The organism is Anaerococcus hydrogenalis DSM 7454, assembly GCF_000173355.1.
In the GTDB taxonomy this organism is placed as follows: Bacteria; Bacillota; Clostridia; order Tissierellales; family Peptoniphilaceae; genus Anaerococcus; species Anaerococcus hydrogenalis.
In genome coordinates this window covers 1-18158 of record NZ_ABXA01000011.1, presented here as the reverse complement: position 1 = coordinate 18158, position 18158 = coordinate 1, and the positions used below count along the sequence as shown (strand labels likewise).

Annotated in this window: 13 protein-coding genes; 11 read left to right on the top strand and 2 right to left on the bottom strand. The window is 32.6% G+C overall.

Features of this window, described 5'->3' with window-relative positions; genetic code table 11:
• Positions 1–3: 3 nt before the first annotated feature.
• Positions 4–720, bottom strand: coding sequence for a hypothetical protein (locus tag ANHYDRO_RS01785; protein ID WP_004812850.1), 717 nt, complete (start codon positions 718–720; stop codon positions 4–6).
• 116 nt (positions 721–836) lie between these two features.
• Here ANHYDRO_RS01785 and ANHYDRO_RS01780 point away from each other — a divergent pair, with 116 nt between their 5' ends.
• The 3 genes from ANHYDRO_RS01780 (at position 837) to rpoC (ending at position 8879) form a co-directional block, all read left to right on the top strand.
• The gene (locus ANHYDRO_RS01780; RefSeq protein WP_004812849.1) at positions 837–1349 is read left to right on the top strand and encodes a nitroreductase family protein; all 513 of its coding nucleotides are present in this window, start codon (positions 837–839) and stop codon (positions 1347–1349) included.
• Positions 1350–1597: 248 nt separating this feature from the next.
• Entirely contained in the window at positions 1598–5308 is a 3711-nt protein-coding gene (gene rpoB / locus ANHYDRO_RS01775; RefSeq protein WP_004812848.1) for a DNA-directed RNA polymerase subunit beta, read from the top strand.
• 10 nt (positions 5309–5318) lie between these two features.
• Positions 5319–8879: a DNA-directed RNA polymerase subunit beta' gene (gene rpoC, locus ANHYDRO_RS01770; RefSeq protein WP_004812847.1), complete on the top strand. Its 3561-nt coding sequence runs from the start codon at positions 5319–5321 to the stop codon at positions 8877–8879.
• Between the two features lie 30 nt (positions 8880–8909).
• Here rpoC and ANHYDRO_RS01765 read toward each other — a convergent pair whose 3' ends face one another.
• Entirely contained in the window at positions 8910–9191 is a 282-nt protein-coding gene (locus ANHYDRO_RS01765) for a hypothetical protein (RefSeq protein ID WP_039913746.1), read from the bottom strand.
• Between the two features lie 190 nt (positions 9192–9381).
• Here ANHYDRO_RS01765 and ANHYDRO_RS01760 point away from each other — a divergent pair, with 190 nt between their 5' ends.
• The 8 genes from ANHYDRO_RS01760 to tuf all read left to right on the top strand — a co-directional run.
• Positions 9382–10977: an alpha-glucoside-specific PTS transporter subunit IIBC gene (locus tag ANHYDRO_RS01760; RefSeq protein WP_004812845.1), complete on the top strand. Its 1596-nt coding sequence runs from the start codon at positions 9382–9384 to the stop codon at positions 10975–10977.
• Positions 10978–11021: 44 nt separating this feature from the next.
• Positions 11022–12347: a 6-phospho-alpha-glucosidase gene (locus tag ANHYDRO_RS01755; protein ID WP_004812844.1), complete on the top strand. Its 1326-nt coding sequence runs from the start codon at positions 11022–11024 to the stop codon at positions 12345–12347.
• Between the two features lie 95 nt (positions 12348–12442).
• The gene (locus ANHYDRO_RS01750) at positions 12443–12850 is read left to right on the top strand and encodes a MurR/RpiR family transcriptional regulator (RefSeq protein ID WP_004812843.1); all 408 of its coding nucleotides are present in this window, start codon (positions 12443–12445) and stop codon (positions 12848–12850) included.
• A 269-nt stretch (positions 12851–13119) separates the two neighbouring features.
• Complete coding sequence (locus tag ANHYDRO_RS01740) at positions 13120–13893, top strand: MurR/RpiR family transcriptional regulator (protein ID WP_004812841.1); 774 nt, start codon at positions 13120–13122, stop codon at positions 13891–13893.
• A 99-nt stretch (positions 13894–13992) separates the two neighbouring features.
• Positions 13993–14403 (top strand): 30S ribosomal protein S12, encoded by a 411-nt coding sequence (gene rpsL, locus ANHYDRO_RS01735; RefSeq protein WP_004812840.1) that lies wholly within the window; start codon positions 13993–13995, stop codon positions 14401–14403.
• A 132-nt stretch (positions 14404–14535) separates the two neighbouring features.
• Positions 14536–15006, top strand: a complete 471-nt coding sequence (gene rpsG / locus ANHYDRO_RS01730) for a 30S ribosomal protein S7 (protein WP_004818603.1) — start codon at positions 14536–14538, stop codon at positions 15004–15006.
• Positions 15007–15014: 8 nt separating this feature from the next.
• Entirely contained in the window at positions 15015–17090 is a 2076-nt protein-coding gene (gene fusA, locus ANHYDRO_RS01725; protein ID WP_004812838.1) for an elongation factor G, read from the top strand.
• Between the two features lie 9 nt (positions 17091–17099).
• Positions 17100–18158, top strand: a 1059-nt coding sequence (tuf, locus tag ANHYDRO_RS01720) for an elongation factor Tu (protein WP_004812837.1), incomplete at its 3' end; no start/stop codon positions are given.

Sequence of the window (18158 nt, the reverse complement as noted above, 5' to 3'; positions counted from 1 at the left end):
ATACTAAGAATCAAGCTCTTTCGTATTTTCTCTTATTTCATCTTTATCAATTTTATCTTTTGAATCCTCTAAATCTTCTTGGTCTTTATTTTTATCAGATTCCTTCTCTTCTTTAATTTCTTCTTTAGGATTTATATCCTTATCTTCTTGGTTAGCATTTTCTTTTTCATTTAAATCATCAAAACTTTGAAGCTCATCCTCTTTTACTATATCTTCACTGTCTTCATGATCTTTATTAGAATCTTCTTTTGAATCGGAAAAAGTAATATATTCATCTTCCTTATTTTCATCTTCTTCACTATCATAGTATGTATCACTTTTTTCCTTAAGAGCAAGCATAGCCCCTACAATAAGGATAAAATTAAAAACATAAGCTATAATAAAAATCCTATCTCTTATAATGACATGGCCAATAACAGAAACAAAGATAAAGAAAAAACCAGTAAAGATATCGAACAAGTAATTCTCTTTATATTTAATAGATTTAAAAATCTTAAAAGTAATATTTGAAATTATTAAAAAGATTAAAAATAGCATCACAAAAGATATAGGCTTTATAATTTCTAGTGAAATATTTGAAAATCCTAACAAATCAAATATAGCAAAAACATATTTTCTATCGACAAACAAAGAAAATAATGATATCAAAAAAAGCCCAAGGCTTATAAATAAATAATAAATTGATGCTAGTCTTAAGAAAAACTTACTAATTTTTTTCATCAAACCCTCCTATTTAAATTAATTATACCATAAACAAATAAAATTTATGAAGGTAAAAAGTGAGTTTTTAAAAGTATTTATAGTATAATAATATAAAGAAGAGAAGGGAGATATTTATGGAATTTGATAAGGTAATAGACAAAAGAGTTTCAACAAGAGCTTTTTTAGATAAAAAAATTGAAAAAAAAGACTTGGAAAAAATAGTAGATGCTGGAGTAAAAGCCCCAGTTGGAAAAAGTCAATACGAAAATATGGCCATAACTGTAATTACTAACAAAGAATTTATAAATGAAATTTTAGAAGAGGCAAGAGAGATTGTAAATGATCCAAAGGCAAATCCAATCTATTCAGCTCCTTATTTAATAATAATTTCAGCAAAAGATGGACATGTAACAAGACTTGAAGATACAGCCTGCATTATAGAAAATATGTCCTTAAAGGCAACAGATCTTGAAATAGGCTCATGTTATATAAGGGGAATGTTTGAAAGATTCGATAAAAAAGCAAGATTTATAGAAAAATTAAATATAGAAAAAGATTTTTACCCGGTTCACGGATTAATTTTAGGTTATCCTAAAGAAGAATTAAAGGGAAAAAATCATAGGATAAAAACAAACTACATTGATTAAATTATTTGAAAAAAATAAATAAAAAAATATAGTAAGAAAAACTCATAAATAGAGATAAAAAAAATCTCCTAAATTATTTGACATTTACTAGCGTGTAGTGATATAATAAACAATTGCTAGAATTCTAATTTAGCGAGATTTTTTATTTATGTAAAAAAGGCTTGTTTTCAAAAGAAAATGCTGTAAAAATTACATAAAGGTCAAAAGCGAAGTTTTAGGCTTAAAGCAAGATAAAGGAGTAATTTATAGTGCAATATCATAAAGAGTTATTTGGTAAAACTGAACGTGTTAGCTTTTCTAAATTTCCTCAAGTTCTTGATTTGCCAAACCTATTAAAAGTACAAAAAGATTCTTATAGGTGGTTTATAGAAGAGGGCTTGGGAGAAATCTTGGAAGATATTTCCCCAATCGAAGATTATAATGGCAATTTAATACTTGAATTTGTTGGATATGATTTTGATGATGAAACAAAATATACAATAGAAGAAGCAAAATATAAGGATACAACATATTCTAGAGACCTTAAAGTTAAGGCTAGACTTATTAATAAGGAAACTGAAGAAGTAAAAGAACAAGAAGTATTCATGGGAGATTTCCCAATGATGACTGATTCAGCAACCTTTGTAATTAATGGTGCTGAAAGAGTTATAGTAAGTCAGTTAGTAAGAAGTCCTGGAGTTTATTATGCATCAGAGCTTGATAAATCAGGAAACAAAATGTATTCTTCAACAGTTATACCTAACAGGGGAGCATGGATTGAATTTGATACAGATGCATCTCATACAGTAAATGTAAGACTTGATCGTACAAGAAAACTTCCAGCAACAACTCTTGTAAGGGCTTTACTATTTGAAAATGATGAGGAAATAATCGAAGCCTTAGGTGATACTGAACATTTAAGAAATACACTTGAAAAAGAAAACTCAGAAACAAGTGAAGAAGCTTTAATAGAAATTTATAAAAAATTAAAACCAGGCGATCCAGCCAGTCTAGAATCTGCACAAAATTTAATAAATAATCTTTTATTTGATGATAGAAGATATGACCTTGCTAAAGTAGGAAGATATAAATACAACAAAAAATTAGCCCTACACGATAGGCTAATTGATCAAATTTCTGCAAAAGATGTTATAGATGACGAAACAGGTGAGCTTTTTGTTAAGGCAGGAGAAATGATTGATAGACAAACTGCCCTTAACATAGAAAACAGTGGAATTAATGTTGTAGATGTAATTGTAAAACAAGAAAACGGTGATGATAAAGAATTAAGAATTTGTGGTAATCATTTTGTTTACCTTGATTCTTTCGAAGAATTAGAAGAAATTGATCTTTCAAACATAGAATTATCTGAAAAAGTATATTATCCAGTAATGAGAGAAATACTAGATGACAATGAAGATGAAGAATCAATTATAAATGAAATAGAAAGAAGAAAGAAAGAACTTTGTCCAAAAAATATAGTAAAATCTGATATTCTTGCTGCAGTAAATTATCAATTTAACCTTTTCGAAGGAATTGGTGATGTTGACGATATTGACCACTTAGGAAACAGGAGAGTAAGAGGAGTTGGAGAATTATTACAAAACCAATTTAGAATTGGTCTTGCTAGGATGGAAAGAGTTGTAAGAGAAAGAATGACAACTCAAGATCCAGATCTTGCTACACCTCAAGGGCTTATCAATATAAAACCAGTTACAGCTGTAATAAAAGAATTTTTTGGTTCCAGTCAGCTTTCACAATTTATGGACCAAACAAATCCAATGAGTGAGCTTACTCACAAAAGAAGATTATCAGCTTTAGGACCAGGTGGACTTTCAAGAGATAGGGCAGGAGTAGAAGTAAGAGATGTTCACGATTCCCATTACGGAAGAATTTGTCCAATAGAAACTCCAGAAGGACCAAACATCGGTCTAATCACATCTCTTACAACTTATGCAAGGATAAATAAATATGGATTTATTGAAACACCTTATAGAAAAGTTGGAAAAGATGGATATGTAACAGATGAAATAGATTATCTAACAGCAGATATTGAAGATAATTTTATTATTGCCCAAGCCAACGAACCACTTGATGAAAACAATAGATTTATAAATGATCGTGTATCAGGTCGTGGTATTAACGGTGAGAATGATATTTATCCAAGAGAAAGCGTTGAATATATGGACGTTTCTCCTCAACAAATCGTATCAGTTGGAGCAAGTTTGATTCCTTTCCTAGAAAACGACGACTCAACTCGTGCTCTAATGGGTGCCAACATGCAAAGACAAGCAGTTCCACTTTTAAAATCCCAAGCACCAATAGTTGCTACAGGAATTGAACATAGGGCTGCAAAAGATTCTGGAGTTTGTGTAGTAAGCAAAAACGCCGGAGAAGTTGTATATGTTGGTGATGAAAAAATCAGAATCAAAAGAGATTCAGATGGGGAAATTGACTATTATAGACTTCTTAAATTTAGACGTGCTAACCAAGGGACAACAATTAACCAAAGACCAATTGTAAAACTTGGGGATCATGTTGATGCAAACGAAATAATAGCAGATGGTCCTTCAACAGAACAAGGAGAGCTTGCTCTTGGTAAAAATATTCTTATTGCCTTTACAACTTGGGAAGGATATAACTACGAAGATGCTATGCTTTTAAATGAACAACTAGTAATGGATGATGTTCTTACATCAGTTCATATAGAAGAACATGAATGTGAAGCTCGTGAGACAAAACTTGGCGCTGAAGAAATTACAAAAGATATTCCAAATGTTGGAGACGACATGAAGAAAAATCTCGATGAAAATGGTGTAATAAGAATCGGTGCTGAAGTTAAAAGTGGAGATATCTTGGTAGGAAAAGTTTCACCAAAAGGAGAAACAGAACTTTCACCAGAAGAAAGATTATTAAGAGCAATATTTGGAGAAAAAGCTCGTGAAGTTCGTGATACATCTCTTACAGTTCCACACGGAGAAAGTGGTATTGTTGTTGATGTAAAAGAATACAATAAAAAAGATGGTGATGAATTATCACCAGGCGTAAATAAAGTTATAAGAGTATTTGTAGCAACCAAAAGAAAAATCATGGTTGGAGATAAAATGTGTGGTAGACACGGTAACAAGGGTGTCGTTTCAAGAATTATGCCAAGAGAAGACATGCCATTTTTACCAGATGGAACCCCAATTCAAATTTGTCTTAACCCATTAGGTATTCCATCACGTATGAACATCGGACAAGTTTTGGAAGTACACATGGGTCTTGCTGCAAGAACTATGGGATGGAAAATAGCAACTCCGGTATTTGACGGGGCACTTGATACAGAAATAGAAGAAGCTTTAGAAGAAGCTAAAAAAACAGCTCCATACGTTAATAAAACAGGAAAAATTAGACTTCGTGATGGAAGAACTGGAGAAGAATTCCAAAATCCTGTTACAGTTGGAGTAATGTATATGCTAAAACTTCACCACATGGTAGAAGAAAAAATTCACGCGAGAAGTATAGGACCTTATTCACTTGTAACTCAACAACCTCTAGGAGGTAAAGCACAATTTGGTGGACAAAGATTTGGAGAAATGGAAGTTTGGGCTCTAGAAGCATACGGAGCAAGCCATACTCTTCAAGAAATGTTAACAGTAAAATCAGATGATGTTACTGGAAGAGTTAAAACTTACGAATCAATTGTCAAAGGAGAAAATGTACCAGAACCAGGCACACCAGAATCTTTCAAGGTATTGGTAAAAGAATTACAATCTCTAGCCCTAGATGTTGAGCTTTTAGATGAAGATGGAAATGTAATTGAATTAAAAGAAAATATTGACGAACAAGATAAGTTCTCAGATGTTGAAAAAATTGATGCTTCAAAAATTAGAAGCCAATCAAAAAAACTTAGCGGAGCAAATCTTTCAAAATTAGAAGATAAAAAGGTAGAAAGTACAGATTCTACAAATGAAGGTGTAGAAGAGCTAGAAGATTAAGGGGGATTTTTTGTCAGAATTACAAGAATTTGGTGCTATGAGGATGAAAATAGCATCTCCTGAAAGAATCAGATCATGGTCCCATGGTGAGGTAAAAAAACCAGAAACTATAAATTATAGAACACTTAAACCTGAAAAAGATGGTTTGTTCTGTGAGAAAATTTTTGGACCTACAAAGGACTATGAATGCTCTTGTGGTAAATACAAGAGAATAAGATATAAGGGTGTTGTTTGTGAAAAATGTGGTGTTGAAGTAACTAAGTCTAAGGTAAGACGTGAAAGAATGGGACATATAGAACTTGCAGCCCCTGTAAGTCATATATGGTATTTCAAAGGAATCCCATCAAAAATGGGTCTTTTATTAGATATGAGTCCAAGAGTTTTGGAAAAAATCTTATATTTTGCATCATATGTAGTAATAAACCAAGGAGAAACTGAATATTACGAAAAACAAGAATTATCTGAAAGTGAATATTCAGAAGCTCTTGATAATTATCCAGACGATACAGAATTTCAAGCTGAAATGGGAGCAGAAGCTGTTAAAAAACTTCTTGCAAACATGGATCTTAAAAAAGAATACGAATCATTAATGAAAGAACTTGAAGATGCAAAGGGACAAAAGAAAGTAAGAATCTCTAGAAGACTTGAAGTTGTAGATTCATTTTTAACAAGTGGAAATAAACCTGAATGGATGATACTTGATGTACTTCCAGTTATGCCACCTGAACTTAGACCTATGGTTCAACTTGAAGGTGGAAGATTTGCCACAAGTGATTTAAATGATTTGTACAGAAGAGTTATAAATAGAAATAACAGACTAAAAAGACTACTTGATATTGGAGCTCCAGAAATTATTGTTAGAAATGAAAAAAGAATGCTCCAAGAAGCTGTAGATGCTCTTATAGATAATGGTAGACGTGGACGTGCTGTAACAGGTGCATCTAATAGAAATATGAAATCTCTATCAGATTTATTAAAAGGTAAAAGTGGTAGATTTAGACAAAACTTACTTGGTAAGAGGGTAGATTATTCTGGTCGTTCTGTAATTGTAGTAGGACCTAACCTTAAATTTAACCAATGTGGTTTGCCACAAGAGATGGCTTTAGAATTATTTAAACCATTTATCATGAATAAGGTTGTAGAAAAAGACCTTGCCCATAATTTAAAATCTGCTAAAAAAATGGTAGAGAAAAAAGACCCTAGAGTTTATGAAATTCTAGAAGAAGTTATCAAAGATCATCCAGTTTTATTAAACCGTGCCCCTACACTACACAGACTTGGTATTCAAGCTTTTGAACCAGTTTTGGTTGAAGGAAAGGCAATGAAGCTTCACCCATTGGCTTGTCCTGCCTTTAACGCGGATTTCGATGGGGACCAAATGGCTATACACTTACCTTTATCAAATGAAGCTCAAATTGAAGCAAGACTTCTAATGATGTCAACAAACAATATTCTTGGTCTAAAAGATGGAAAGGCAATTACAACTCCATCCCAAGATATGGTATTGGGTGCTTATTATCTTACAACTATAAAAGAAGGAGCTAAGGGTGAGGGAATGATTTTTGAAGATATTTCAGAAATGAAAAAAGCCCTACTAAACCACAATGTAACCCTTCAAACAAAAGTTGGAGTTAGGATAAGAAAAGATGAAAATGATCCTGGAAAAATTGTAAATTCTTCAGTTGGTAGATTTATCTACAATGAAGGAATTCCACAAGATTTAGGATATGTAAATAGAAAAGAAGATCCATATTCACTAGAAGTTGATCAAGTTACATCATCTGGTGTTTTAAAAGAAATTGTTGATCGTTGCTTTAGAAAACACGGAAATATAAAGACTGCTTCAGTTCTAGATTATATTAAATCTACAGGATATAAATATTCAACACTTTCAGGACTTACTGTTTCTATGTCAGACGTTACAATCCCTCACCAAAAATGGGATATAGTTTCAAAGGCTGATAGTGAAGTTGATAAGTATGAAAAACTTTATAGACGTGGATTTATAACAGATAACGAAAGATACGAAAAAGTTATAGATATTTGGAGAGAAGCTACTGATGAAGTAACAGCTGCCCTACTTGATGAATTGAAATCTGACAATAATATTAAAATATTTGCAGATTCCGGAGCCCGTGGTTCTACAAACCAAATCAGACAATTAGGTGGAATGCGTGGACTTATGTCAAGAGCTGATGGAAAAATCATAGAAATTCCTATAAAGGCTAACTTCCGTGAAGGACTTTCAGTACAAGAATACTTTATCTCAACTCACGGTTCTCGTAAGGGACTTACAGACACAGCTTTAAGAACTGCCGATTCAGGTTATCTAACAAGAAGAATGGTAGATATTTCTCAAGATGTAATTGTAACAGAAGATGATTGTGGTACAGACGGATATGTTATAGCTCGTGAATTTAAAGATGGAAACGAGTTAATAGAAAACTTGTACACAAGAATTGTAGGTCGTACATCATTTGAAGATATATTTGATAATGATGGGGAACTTATAGTTGGCAAAAACCAAATTATTGATGAAGATAAGGCTGACAACATTGTTGCAAGCGGCATTAAAGAAGTTAAATTACGTTCAGTTCTTGAATGTAAATCTAAACATGGTGTTTGTGAAAAATGTTATGGTAGAAACCTTGCTACTGGTAAGAAAGTAAATATTGGAGAGGCTGTAGGAATTATAGCTGCCCAATCAATTGGTGAGCCGGGTACACAGCTTACAATGAGAACCTTCCACTCAGGAGGAATAGCAGGAGTAGGAATTACTCAAGGTCTTCCAAGGGTTGAAGAGTTGTTTGAAGCAAGAAAACCAAAAGGACTTGCCTTTATAGCTGAAAACTCTGGAACAGTTTCACTAATTCAAAATGAAAAGAAAACTGACGTTGAAATCTTATCAGAAGATGGATATTCTAAAAAATATAATATCCCATTTGGGGCTAGACTTTTAGTTTCAGAAGGAGATGTAGTTGAAAAAGGACAACAACTTACAGAAGGTTCCCTTGATCCACATGATGTATTAAAGGTTCTAGGAAAAGTTGGAGTTCAAGATTATATAACCAAAGAAGTTCAAAAAGTATATAGACTTCAAGGTGTAGAAATCGACGATAGACATATAGAAGTAATAGCAAAACAAATGCTTAAAAAAGTTAAAATAGAAGAGGCAGGAGATACAGAATTTTTACCAGGTTCTTTACAAGAAATTAGAGAAGTAAGAATTGTAAATGAACAAATGGAAAAAGAAGGTAAAAAACCTTGTGAGTATTCTCAACAACTTTTAGGAATTACAAAAGCATCCCTTGCTACAGAATCTTGGTTATCAGCAGCATCTTTCCAAGAAACAACAAGAGTTCTTACAGATGCTTCAATCAAGGGAAAAGTCGATGATCTTAAAGGATTAAAAGAAAATATAATCATAGGAAAACTAATACCAGCAGGTACAGGTATGAAAGTTTACAATGACTTTGATATAGACTATGAAAATAAAGATCTTGAAGATGCACAAATACAAATGAATATTGAAGAAATTGAAAATAGAGAAAAAGAAGCTCTAAATGAATAAAAAAATAAGAGTCGGCAATAGCCGGCTCTTTTATATTGCATTTATTATATTTAAAACTGCAAATACCAATAAGAAAATTGTAGTTAGTTTTTTATATTTTATATCTTTTAAAGAAATATTAACTTTTTGAACTTTTGCCAAAAGTGTTGATACTATAAAAAATCCTATAGCAAAAACAAGTGATCTTTTAAATGAATCTGCTTGATTATTTTTGTAAATATAAAAATATGCTAAATATTGTACTAGCAAAATTAAACTTGCTGCACATGGAAGGCTTAAAATATAATCTCTAATATTATCATTTGTATTCATAATATCTCCTTTCATTATCTAATAATACCATACTGGTTTTAGGATTACTTTTTTATGTGAATATTCACAAAATAAAAATAAATTTAGGCATATGTTAAGAATACCTAAATTTCAATGATTGTTGACATATATCTTTTTAGAGGATATTATATAAGCATAAGATACCGTTTACCTAAGGAGGGGTTAAAAAATGATGGAGAAAATTCAAAAGTTCGGCGGGGCGATGTTTACTCCAGTAATGTTATTTGCTGTTTCAGCAGTACTTATTGGTTTTGGAATATTGTTTACTAATGAACAAATACTAGGATCCATTGCAGCAGAAGGAACTTTCTGGAGAGGATTCTGGGATATGGTTTTATCTGGTGGATGGACCGTATTTAATCAGTTGCCACTTTTATTTGCAGTTTCACTTCCAATAGGACTTGCAAATAAACAAAATGCTAGAGCTTGTATGGAATCTTTAGTTATTTATTTGATATTTAATTATTATGTAGCTTCCATACTAGGAACTTGGGGATCAGTTTTTGGTGTTGATTATGCGCTTGAAGCTGGAGCAGAATCAGGACTTGCAAATATTGCCAATATTAAAACCCTAGATATGGGTATGATGGGGGCTTTATTAATTTCAGGACTTGCAATATTTTTACATAATAAATATTTTGATACAAGACTTCCTGAATGGCTTGGAGTTTTTAGAGGATCTGCTTTCGTAGTAGGACTTGGCTTTATAGTTATGATTCCAGCTGCAGTACTTGCTTGTTTGGTTTGGCCAAAAATTCAAATGGTAATTTCAGGTTTCCAAGGATTTGTAACAAGTGCTGGAGGTCTTGGTGTTTGGGTATTTATCTTACTTGAAAGATTGTTAATACCTTTTGGTTTACACCATTTATTGTATGCACCTATTTATTATGATTCAGTGTTAGTTTCTGGTGGAATTTATGCTGCTTGGGCAAAACAATTACCAGAACTTGCTGCTAGTACAAAACCACTATTAGACCTTGCACCATATGCAGCATTTACTGCTACAGGTTGGTCAAAAATATTTGGTTGTGTAGGAATTGGACTTGCCTTTTATAAGACTGCAAAACCAGAAAACAAAAAGAAGGTTGCTGGTCTTTTAATTCCAATCGTAATTTCAGCAGTTATGTGTGGAGTTACTGAACCAATAGAGTATACATTCTTGTTTATTGCACCACCACTATTTGTTGTTCACGCTGTTCTTGCAGCTTGTCTTTCAACAGTTATGTATTATTTGGGAGTTGTAGGAGTATTTTCAGGTGGAGCTATAGAGATGGCTTCTTTAAACTGGATACCACTTAAGGCAAATCACTGGTCAACATATTTAAAAATGTTGATAGTTGGAATTGTTGCAATTGCAGTTTGGTATTTTGTCTTTACCTTCTTAATAGAAAAATTTGACTTCAAAACACCAGGTAGAGAAGTTAAAAGCGATGTTAAGCTATATTCTAAAAAAGAATATAGGGCTAAAAAAGGTGGAGCTAAGGCAGAAGATGCTACAAAAGTTGATGCTAAAGATGAATTCGAAGTTATGGCTGATGAAATATTAATTGGACTCGGTGGAGCTGAGAATATAAAAGACTTTACAAACTGTGTAACAAGACTTAGGGTTAATGTAAATGATCCTGAAAAAGTCATGGAAAATGACTACTTTAAGCAAATTGGAACATACGGCACAAGTAGAAACGGTAAATCAGTACACGTAATAGTTGGTACAAATATCCAATATGTTGCTGATGAATTTGGAAAAATATTAGAAAACGAATAAGAATAAAAAATAAAAAGAATAGAAATTTAAAAAGGAGATTTAAAATGAAAAAATACGCTATAACAATTGCAGGTGGTGGATCAACATTTACACCAGGAATGATTCTAATGCTTATGGACAATCTTGATAGATTTCCAATCAGATCAATCAAATTATATGATAACGATGAAGACAGACAAAATATAATTGGAAATGCTTTTGACATCTTTATGAAAGAAAGACATCCTGACATTGAATTTGTTCATACACTTGATCCAGAAACTGCATTTTCAGATACAGACTTTGTAATGGCACAAATCAGAGTTGGTAAATATGAAATGAGATCAAAAGATGAAAAAATTCCACCAAAATATGGTGTAATCGGACAAGAAACTTGTGGACCAGGTGGAATTGCTTACGGACTTAGATCAATCGGTGGAGTAATTGAGATCTTAGATTATATGGAAAAATACTCACCAGATGCTTGGATGCTAAACTATTCTAACCCAGCAGCTATAGTAGCAGAAGCTACAAGAAGATTAAGACCAGATTCAAAAATCATAAACATTTGTGATATGCCAATTGACTTAATGTACAAGATGGCAGATATGGTAGGACTTAAACACTGGAAAGATTTAGACTTCTCATATTACGGACTTAACCACTTTGGTTGGTTTACAGAAATAAAAGATAAAGATGGAAATGATTTAATGCCACAAATCAAAGACCATGTATCAGTAAATGGATTTGCAGATGGAATCGGAACAGCACAACACCTTGATGAATCTTGGGTTGAAACATTTACAAAGGCAAAAGATGTATATGCCCTAGATCCAGAAACAATTCCAAACACTTATTTAAAATACTACCTATACCCAGACTTCGTTATGGAACACACAGACATTAACCATACAAGAGTTGATGAAGTAAAAGAAGGTAGAGAAAAAGAAGTATTTGGTTTATGTAATACAATCACAGATAGGGGAACAGCTGAAGGAATCGACTTTGAAATAGACGCTCACGCATCATATATAGTTGACCTTGCAATTGCCCTAGCTGAAAATACAAAAGAAGTATTCTTATTAATAGTAGAAAACGACGGAGCAGTATCAAACTTTGACCCAACAGCTATGGTAGAAGTTCCATGTATAGTTGACAAATCAGGATACAAAAAAATCTGTCAAGGAAAAATTCCACAATTCCAAAAAGGTATGATGGAAGAACAAGTTTCAGTAGAAAAACTTGCAGTAGAAGCTTGGATAGAAGGATCTTACCAAAAATTATGGCAAGCACTTACACTTTCAAAAACAGTACCAAGTGCAAAGGTAGCAAAATTAATCTTAGACGATTTAATCGAAGCAAACAAAGACTTCTGGCCAGAACTTCATTAAAGATAAAAATAAATCCTAGTAGCAGTATAATGTTACAAGGATTTTTTTATTTGGGAAAATATACTTAAATATAGATTTTTAAAGCAGGAGATACAATGAAGCTAGAAGAATTAATAAAAAAAAATAAGGAAAAATTTACACAAACAGACCTTGCCATAGCAGACTTTTTAATGGATAACAAAAATGACGAACTAGACCTATCTATAAATGAATTAGCAAAAAAATGCCTTACATCAAGAACAAGTATATTAAGATTTACTCAAAAAATTGGCTTTGGAGGCTATAGTGAATTTAAATACTTTCTAAAGCAAAAAGATCATACAAAAAAAGATCAAACAAAAGAAGACGATAAAAAACTTAATCAAATATTAGAAAGTCTCGACAAGTCAAATAATATCTTTATATATGGAAATGGAGATTTTGAAGATATAATAAAAAAAATCTATAAAATCCTATTTAAAAGACTTAGGAAAGCTATCAGAAACCTTTCAAGGAAGGGATGAAATAAGCACCTTCAACAAAAATTCCCTAAAAGATTCTACAATATTTATAATAGATTTATCAGATGATCCAAATACCCTAGAGCTATTAAGTCTTATTTCAAACTTAAACACCAAAAAAATCCTAATAACCGACACTTATTCCAAATCATTTTTGGGAAATTATACAATTCACATAAAAAAACTAGAAAAAAATAAAATAAACTCGATAGCAAAAAATCTTGAAGAAATAGAAAAGTTTTTTGTAAAATACCAAGAATATAGGATGAAAAATGAAAGTAAATGATTTAATAAAAGAAAATTACGATACCTTAGATAAAAACGATATAAAGTTATATTCTTATATAATGCAAGAAAAAACAGATTTTATAGAAAAAAATTTAAAAGAATTTTCTAAAAAATCAAAATTTAATGAATCATCAATTGTAAACTTTGCAAAAAAAATTGGACTAGATGGATACTCGGAATTAAAGTATCTAATAAAGTGGGAAAGAGAAAAAATAGTTGACTTCGATGAAAATGAAATAGATTATACCTACAATGACATATCCTTATCAATGAATATGATAAAGGGATTAAATTTAGATGGATTATTTGAAAGCTTATATAATACGAATAAAATATATTTAATATATACAGGTTATATTCAAAAAAATTTGGCAGAAGAGCTAAAAAGAAATTTCCTAAACATAGGTATAATTGCCTACACCTTAGATATAAAAAATGACCTAGACTTATTAAATAAAAATATAAAAAGAGACGATATACTAATAGCCATATCATTTTCAGGTGAAAATACCATCTTACTAGACTTTATAAAAAAAATAAGAAAAAAAATAATTTTAGTATCAATAACAAAACTTTCAAACAACAAGCTATCACAAATATCGGACTACAACCTTTCCTTTGTATCCCATGAAGTATATAGGTATGAAGAAAACACATCAATAAGACCTGTAAGCCAGTATTATGTAATAGTAGATTTTCTAGTTTTAAAATATTTAAATTACAAGTCAAAATATAAAAAAAAGCAAGAAAATGCTTAAATTACTTGACATATAAATACTTAGAGTGTAAAATATTTAAGGATTGGCGTAAAAGCCAATTTTTAAGATGATTAAAATTTAGAAAAAAGGAGGTGCATTATGCCTACAATTAATCAACTTGTTAGAAAAGGTAGAAAGACAATAAAAGAAAAGTCAGCTACACCAGCTTTAGGTTACAACTTCAATACACTTAAAAGAAGACAAACTAAATCACAATCACCACAAAAACGTGGAGTTTGTACTTCAGTAAGAACAGTAACACCTAGAAAACCTAACTCAGCTTTGAGAAAAGTTGCCAGAGTTAGACTAACTAATGGTGCTGAAGTTCTTTCTTATATACCAGGAATCGGACACAATCTTCAAGAACACTCTGTTGTACTTATAAGAGGAGGAAGAGTAAAAGACCTTCCAGGTGTTAGATACCATATTATAAGAGGTACTCTTGATACAGCAGGAGTAGAAGGAAGAAAACAAGGTAGATCTAAATACGGAGCTAAAAAAGAAAATTAGTAGTATTTAGATGTAGTGCATAGTGTACTAATTAATATAAAGTATATGTGCACACAAACGGCTTTAAGGTCGTTTAAGGCCTTATGGTCGAGTACTAAAGATATTACTAAATTGGTAAAGGAGGGAAGCAAAGTGTCAAGAAAAGGACATATACCAAAAAGAGAGGTAATGCCTGATGCTAAGTATAACGATAGAGTTGTAACAAAACTTATCAACAATGTTATGCTAGATGGTAAAAAAGGTGTTGCTACAAAAATAGTTTATGATGCTTTCGAAATAGTTGGAGAAACTTCTGGAAATGATCCATTAGAAGTATTCTACCAAGCTTTAGAAAATATTATGCCAACACTTGAAGTTAAAGCAAGAAGAATCGGTGGAGCTAACTACCAAGTACCTATGGAAGTTAGACCAGAAAGAAGACAAACTTTAGGTTTAAGATGGTTAGTAAATTTCTCAAGAGCACGTGGAGAAAAAACTATGGTAGAAAGATTATCTAAAGAAATTTTAGATGCATCAAACAATGCTGGTGCCAGCGTTAAACGTAAAGAAGAAATGCACAGAGCTGCAGAAGCTAACAAGGCTTTCGCACACTATAGATATTAGGGGGATCAATGTCAAGAGATGTCTCATTAAAAGAAACCAGAAATATAGGTATCATGGCACATATCGATGCTGGTAAAACAACAGTAACAGAAAGAATGTTATATTATACCGGTAAGATTTACAAAATAGGTGATACTCATGATGGTACAGCAGTAATGGATTCTATGGACCAAGAAAAGGAACGTGGAATTACAATCGGATCTGCTGCAACAACATGTTACTGGGATGGTCACAGAATTAACATCATAGATACACCAGGCCACGTTGACTTTACAGTTGAAGTTGAAAGATCTCTAAGAGTTCTTGATGGTGCTGTTGCGCTATTTGATGCTAAAAGTGGTGTAGAACCACAATCTGAAACAGTTTGGAGACAAGCTGACAAATACGACATTCCAAGATTTTGTTTTATAAATAAAATGGATGCTACAGGCGCAGATTTTTATATGTCTGTAGATACAATTAAAGAAAAATTAAAAGCAAATGCAGTACCTATAGAAATTCCTATAGGAGCTGAATCTGAATTTGAAGGTGTAGTTGACCTAGTAACAATGGAATCTGTAACATACAAAACAGAAGACTTAGGTGCTCACCCAATAAAAGGCGAAATTCCAGAAAACTTAAAAGAAAAAGCAGAAGAATATAGGGCAAACCTACTAGAAGAATTATCAGAAATTGACGATACAATCATGATGAAATATCTTGAAGGTGAAGAAGTTTCTGAAGAAGAAATTAAAGCTGCTATAAGAAAAGGAACAATAGAAAAGAAAATTTTCCCATGTCTTTGTGGATCAGCTTACAAAAACAAAGGTGTTCAAGCATTACTTGATGCAATAGTTGATTACATGCCAAGTCCACTTGATATACCAGCAGTTCAAGGAACAGATCCTAAAGATGATGAAAAAATTCTTGAAAGACATCCTGGAGATAAAGAGCCACTTTCTGCCTTAGCATTTAAAGTAGTAACTGACCCATATGTAGGTAAGTTAATCTATGTAAGAATTTATTCAGGAACAATTGAATCAGGTTCATACATCTACAATGCTACAAAAGGCAAGAGAGAAAGAGTAGGAAGAATCCTACAAATGCACTCAAACAAACAAGAAGAAATCGAAACAGGTTATTGTGGAGATATAGTAGCCCTTCTTGGACTTAAAAATACAACAACAGGAGATTCACTATGTGTTCAAGATGATCCAATCATACTTGAAAACATGGAATTCCCAGATCCAGTTATCTCAGTTGCTATTGAACCAAAAACAAGAGCTTCACAAGATAAAATGGCTATAGGACTTCAAAAACTTGCAGAAGAAGATCCAACATTTGTTACAAAAACAGATGAAGAAACAGGACAAACAATAATTTCAGGAATGGGTGAATTGCACCTTGAAATTATCGTTGATAGATTACTTCGTGAATTTAAAGTAGAAGCTAATATTGGTAACCCACAAGTAGCATACAGAGAATCTATAACAAGACCTGCAGAAGCACAAGGTAAGTTTGTAAGACAATCAGGTGGTTCTGGTCAATACGGTGATGTTGTTCTTAGAATTATGCCAGGCGAAGAAGGAGCAGGAATTACATTCGAATCTAAAATCGTCGGAGGAGCTATTCCAAAAGAATACATCAAACCAGTTGAAGAAGGTGTTAGGGAAGCAGCTACTCAAGGTATACTTGGTGGATACCCAATGGTTGATATGCACGTAGAAGTATTTGATGGTTCATACCACGAAGTAGACTCATCAGAAGTTGCCTTCCACGTAGCAGGATCTATGGCTCTTAAAAATGCTGTAGCAAAAGCTAAACCAGTATTACTTGAGCCAATGGAAAAAGTAGAAATTACAACACCAGATGAATATCTTGGAGATGTAATGGGAGATGTTTCATCAAGAAGAGGAAAAATTGATGGAATGAATCCAAAAGATGGAATTCATATATTAGATGCATTCATTCCACTTTCAGAAATGTTTGGATATGCAACAGATCTAAGAAGTAAGACTCAAGGTAGAGCAACATATTCAATGCAATTTGACCACTATGCTCAAGTACCTGAAAGTGTAAAAGAAGAAGTTTTAAATAAAAATTAGGAGGACGACATGAGTAAAGAAACATTTGAAAGAAGTAAACCACATATTAATATTGGTACAATCGGACACGTTGACCACGGTAAAACAACAACAACAGCAGCAATCACACAAGCTCTAAACAAAAAATATGGAACAGGTGAATACGTAGATTACGAACACATCGATAAAGCTCCAGAAGAAAGAGAACGTGGAATCACAATCAACACATCAGTAGTAGAATACGAAACAGAAAAAAGACACTACGCACATATAGACGCTCCAGGCCACGCTGACTACGTTAAAAACATGATCACAGGAGCAGCACAAATGGACGGAGCAATCTTAGTAGTATCAGCTGCAGATGGTCCAATGCCACAAACAAGAGAACACATCTTACTAGCAAGACAAGTAGGAGTACCAAAAATCGCAGTATTCTTAAACAAAGAAGACCAAGTAGATGATCCAGAACTAATCGAATTAGTAGAAATGGAAGTAAGAGATTTACTATCAGAATATGAATTCGACGGTGACAATGCACCAGTAGTAGTAGGATCAGCATTAAAATCACTACAAGAAGGTGGAGAAGGCGAATGGTCAGATAAAATTCTTCAATTAATGGATGAAGTAGACGAATACTTCGACATCCCAGAAAGAGATAACGACCAACCATTCCTAATGCCAGTAGAAGACGTAATGACAATCTCAGGAAGAGGAACAGTAGCAACAGGAAGAGTAGAAAGAGGAACACTAAAACTTGGATCTACAGTAGAAATAGTTGGACTAACAGACAAAACAAGAGAAGTAGTAGTAACAGGAATAGAAATGTTCCACAAATCACTTGAAACAACAGAATCAGGAGATAACTGTGCGTTACTATTAAGAGGAGTACAAAGAAACGAAATCCAAAGAGGACAAGTAATAGCAGAACCAGGTTCAGTACACCCACACACAGAATTTGAAGGACAAGTATACGTACTAACAAAAGAAGAAGGTGGACGTCATACACCATTCTTCTCAGGCTATAGACCACAATTCTTCTTCAGAACAACAGATGTAACAGGTGACATCCAATTAGAAGAAGGAACAGAA

Coding starts and splice junctions, on each gene's coding strand:
- ANHYDRO_RS01785 (WP_004812850.1), bottom strand. CDS start 720: ATGAAAAAAATTAGTAAGTTTTTCTTAAGACTAGCATCAATTTATTAT.
- ANHYDRO_RS01780 (WP_004812849.1), top strand. CDS start 837: ATGGAATTTGATAAGGTAATAGACAAAAGAGTTTCAACAAGAGCTTTT.
- ANHYDRO_RS01765 (WP_039913746.1), bottom strand. CDS start 9,191: ATGAATACAAATGATAATATTAGAGATTATATTTTAAGCCTTCCATGT.
- ANHYDRO_RS01760 (WP_004812845.1), top strand. CDS start 9,382: ATGATGGAGAAAATTCAAAAGTTCGGCGGGGCGATGTTTACTCCAGTA.
- ANHYDRO_RS01755 (WP_004812844.1), top strand. CDS start 11,022: ATGAAAAAATACGCTATAACAATTGCAGGTGGTGGATCAACATTTACA.
- ANHYDRO_RS01750 (WP_004812843.1), top strand. CDS start 12,443: ATGAAGCTAGAAGAATTAATAAAAAAAAATAAGGAAAAATTTACACAA.
- ANHYDRO_RS01740 (WP_004812841.1), top strand. CDS start 13,120: ATGAAAGTAAATGATTTAATAAAAGAAAATTACGATACCTTAGATAAA.
- rpsL (WP_004812840.1), top strand. CDS start 13,993: ATGCCTACAATTAATCAACTTGTTAGAAAAGGTAGAAAGACAATAAAA.
- fusA (WP_004812838.1), top strand. CDS start 15,015: ATGTCAAGAGATGTCTCATTAAAAGAAACCAGAAATATAGGTATCATG.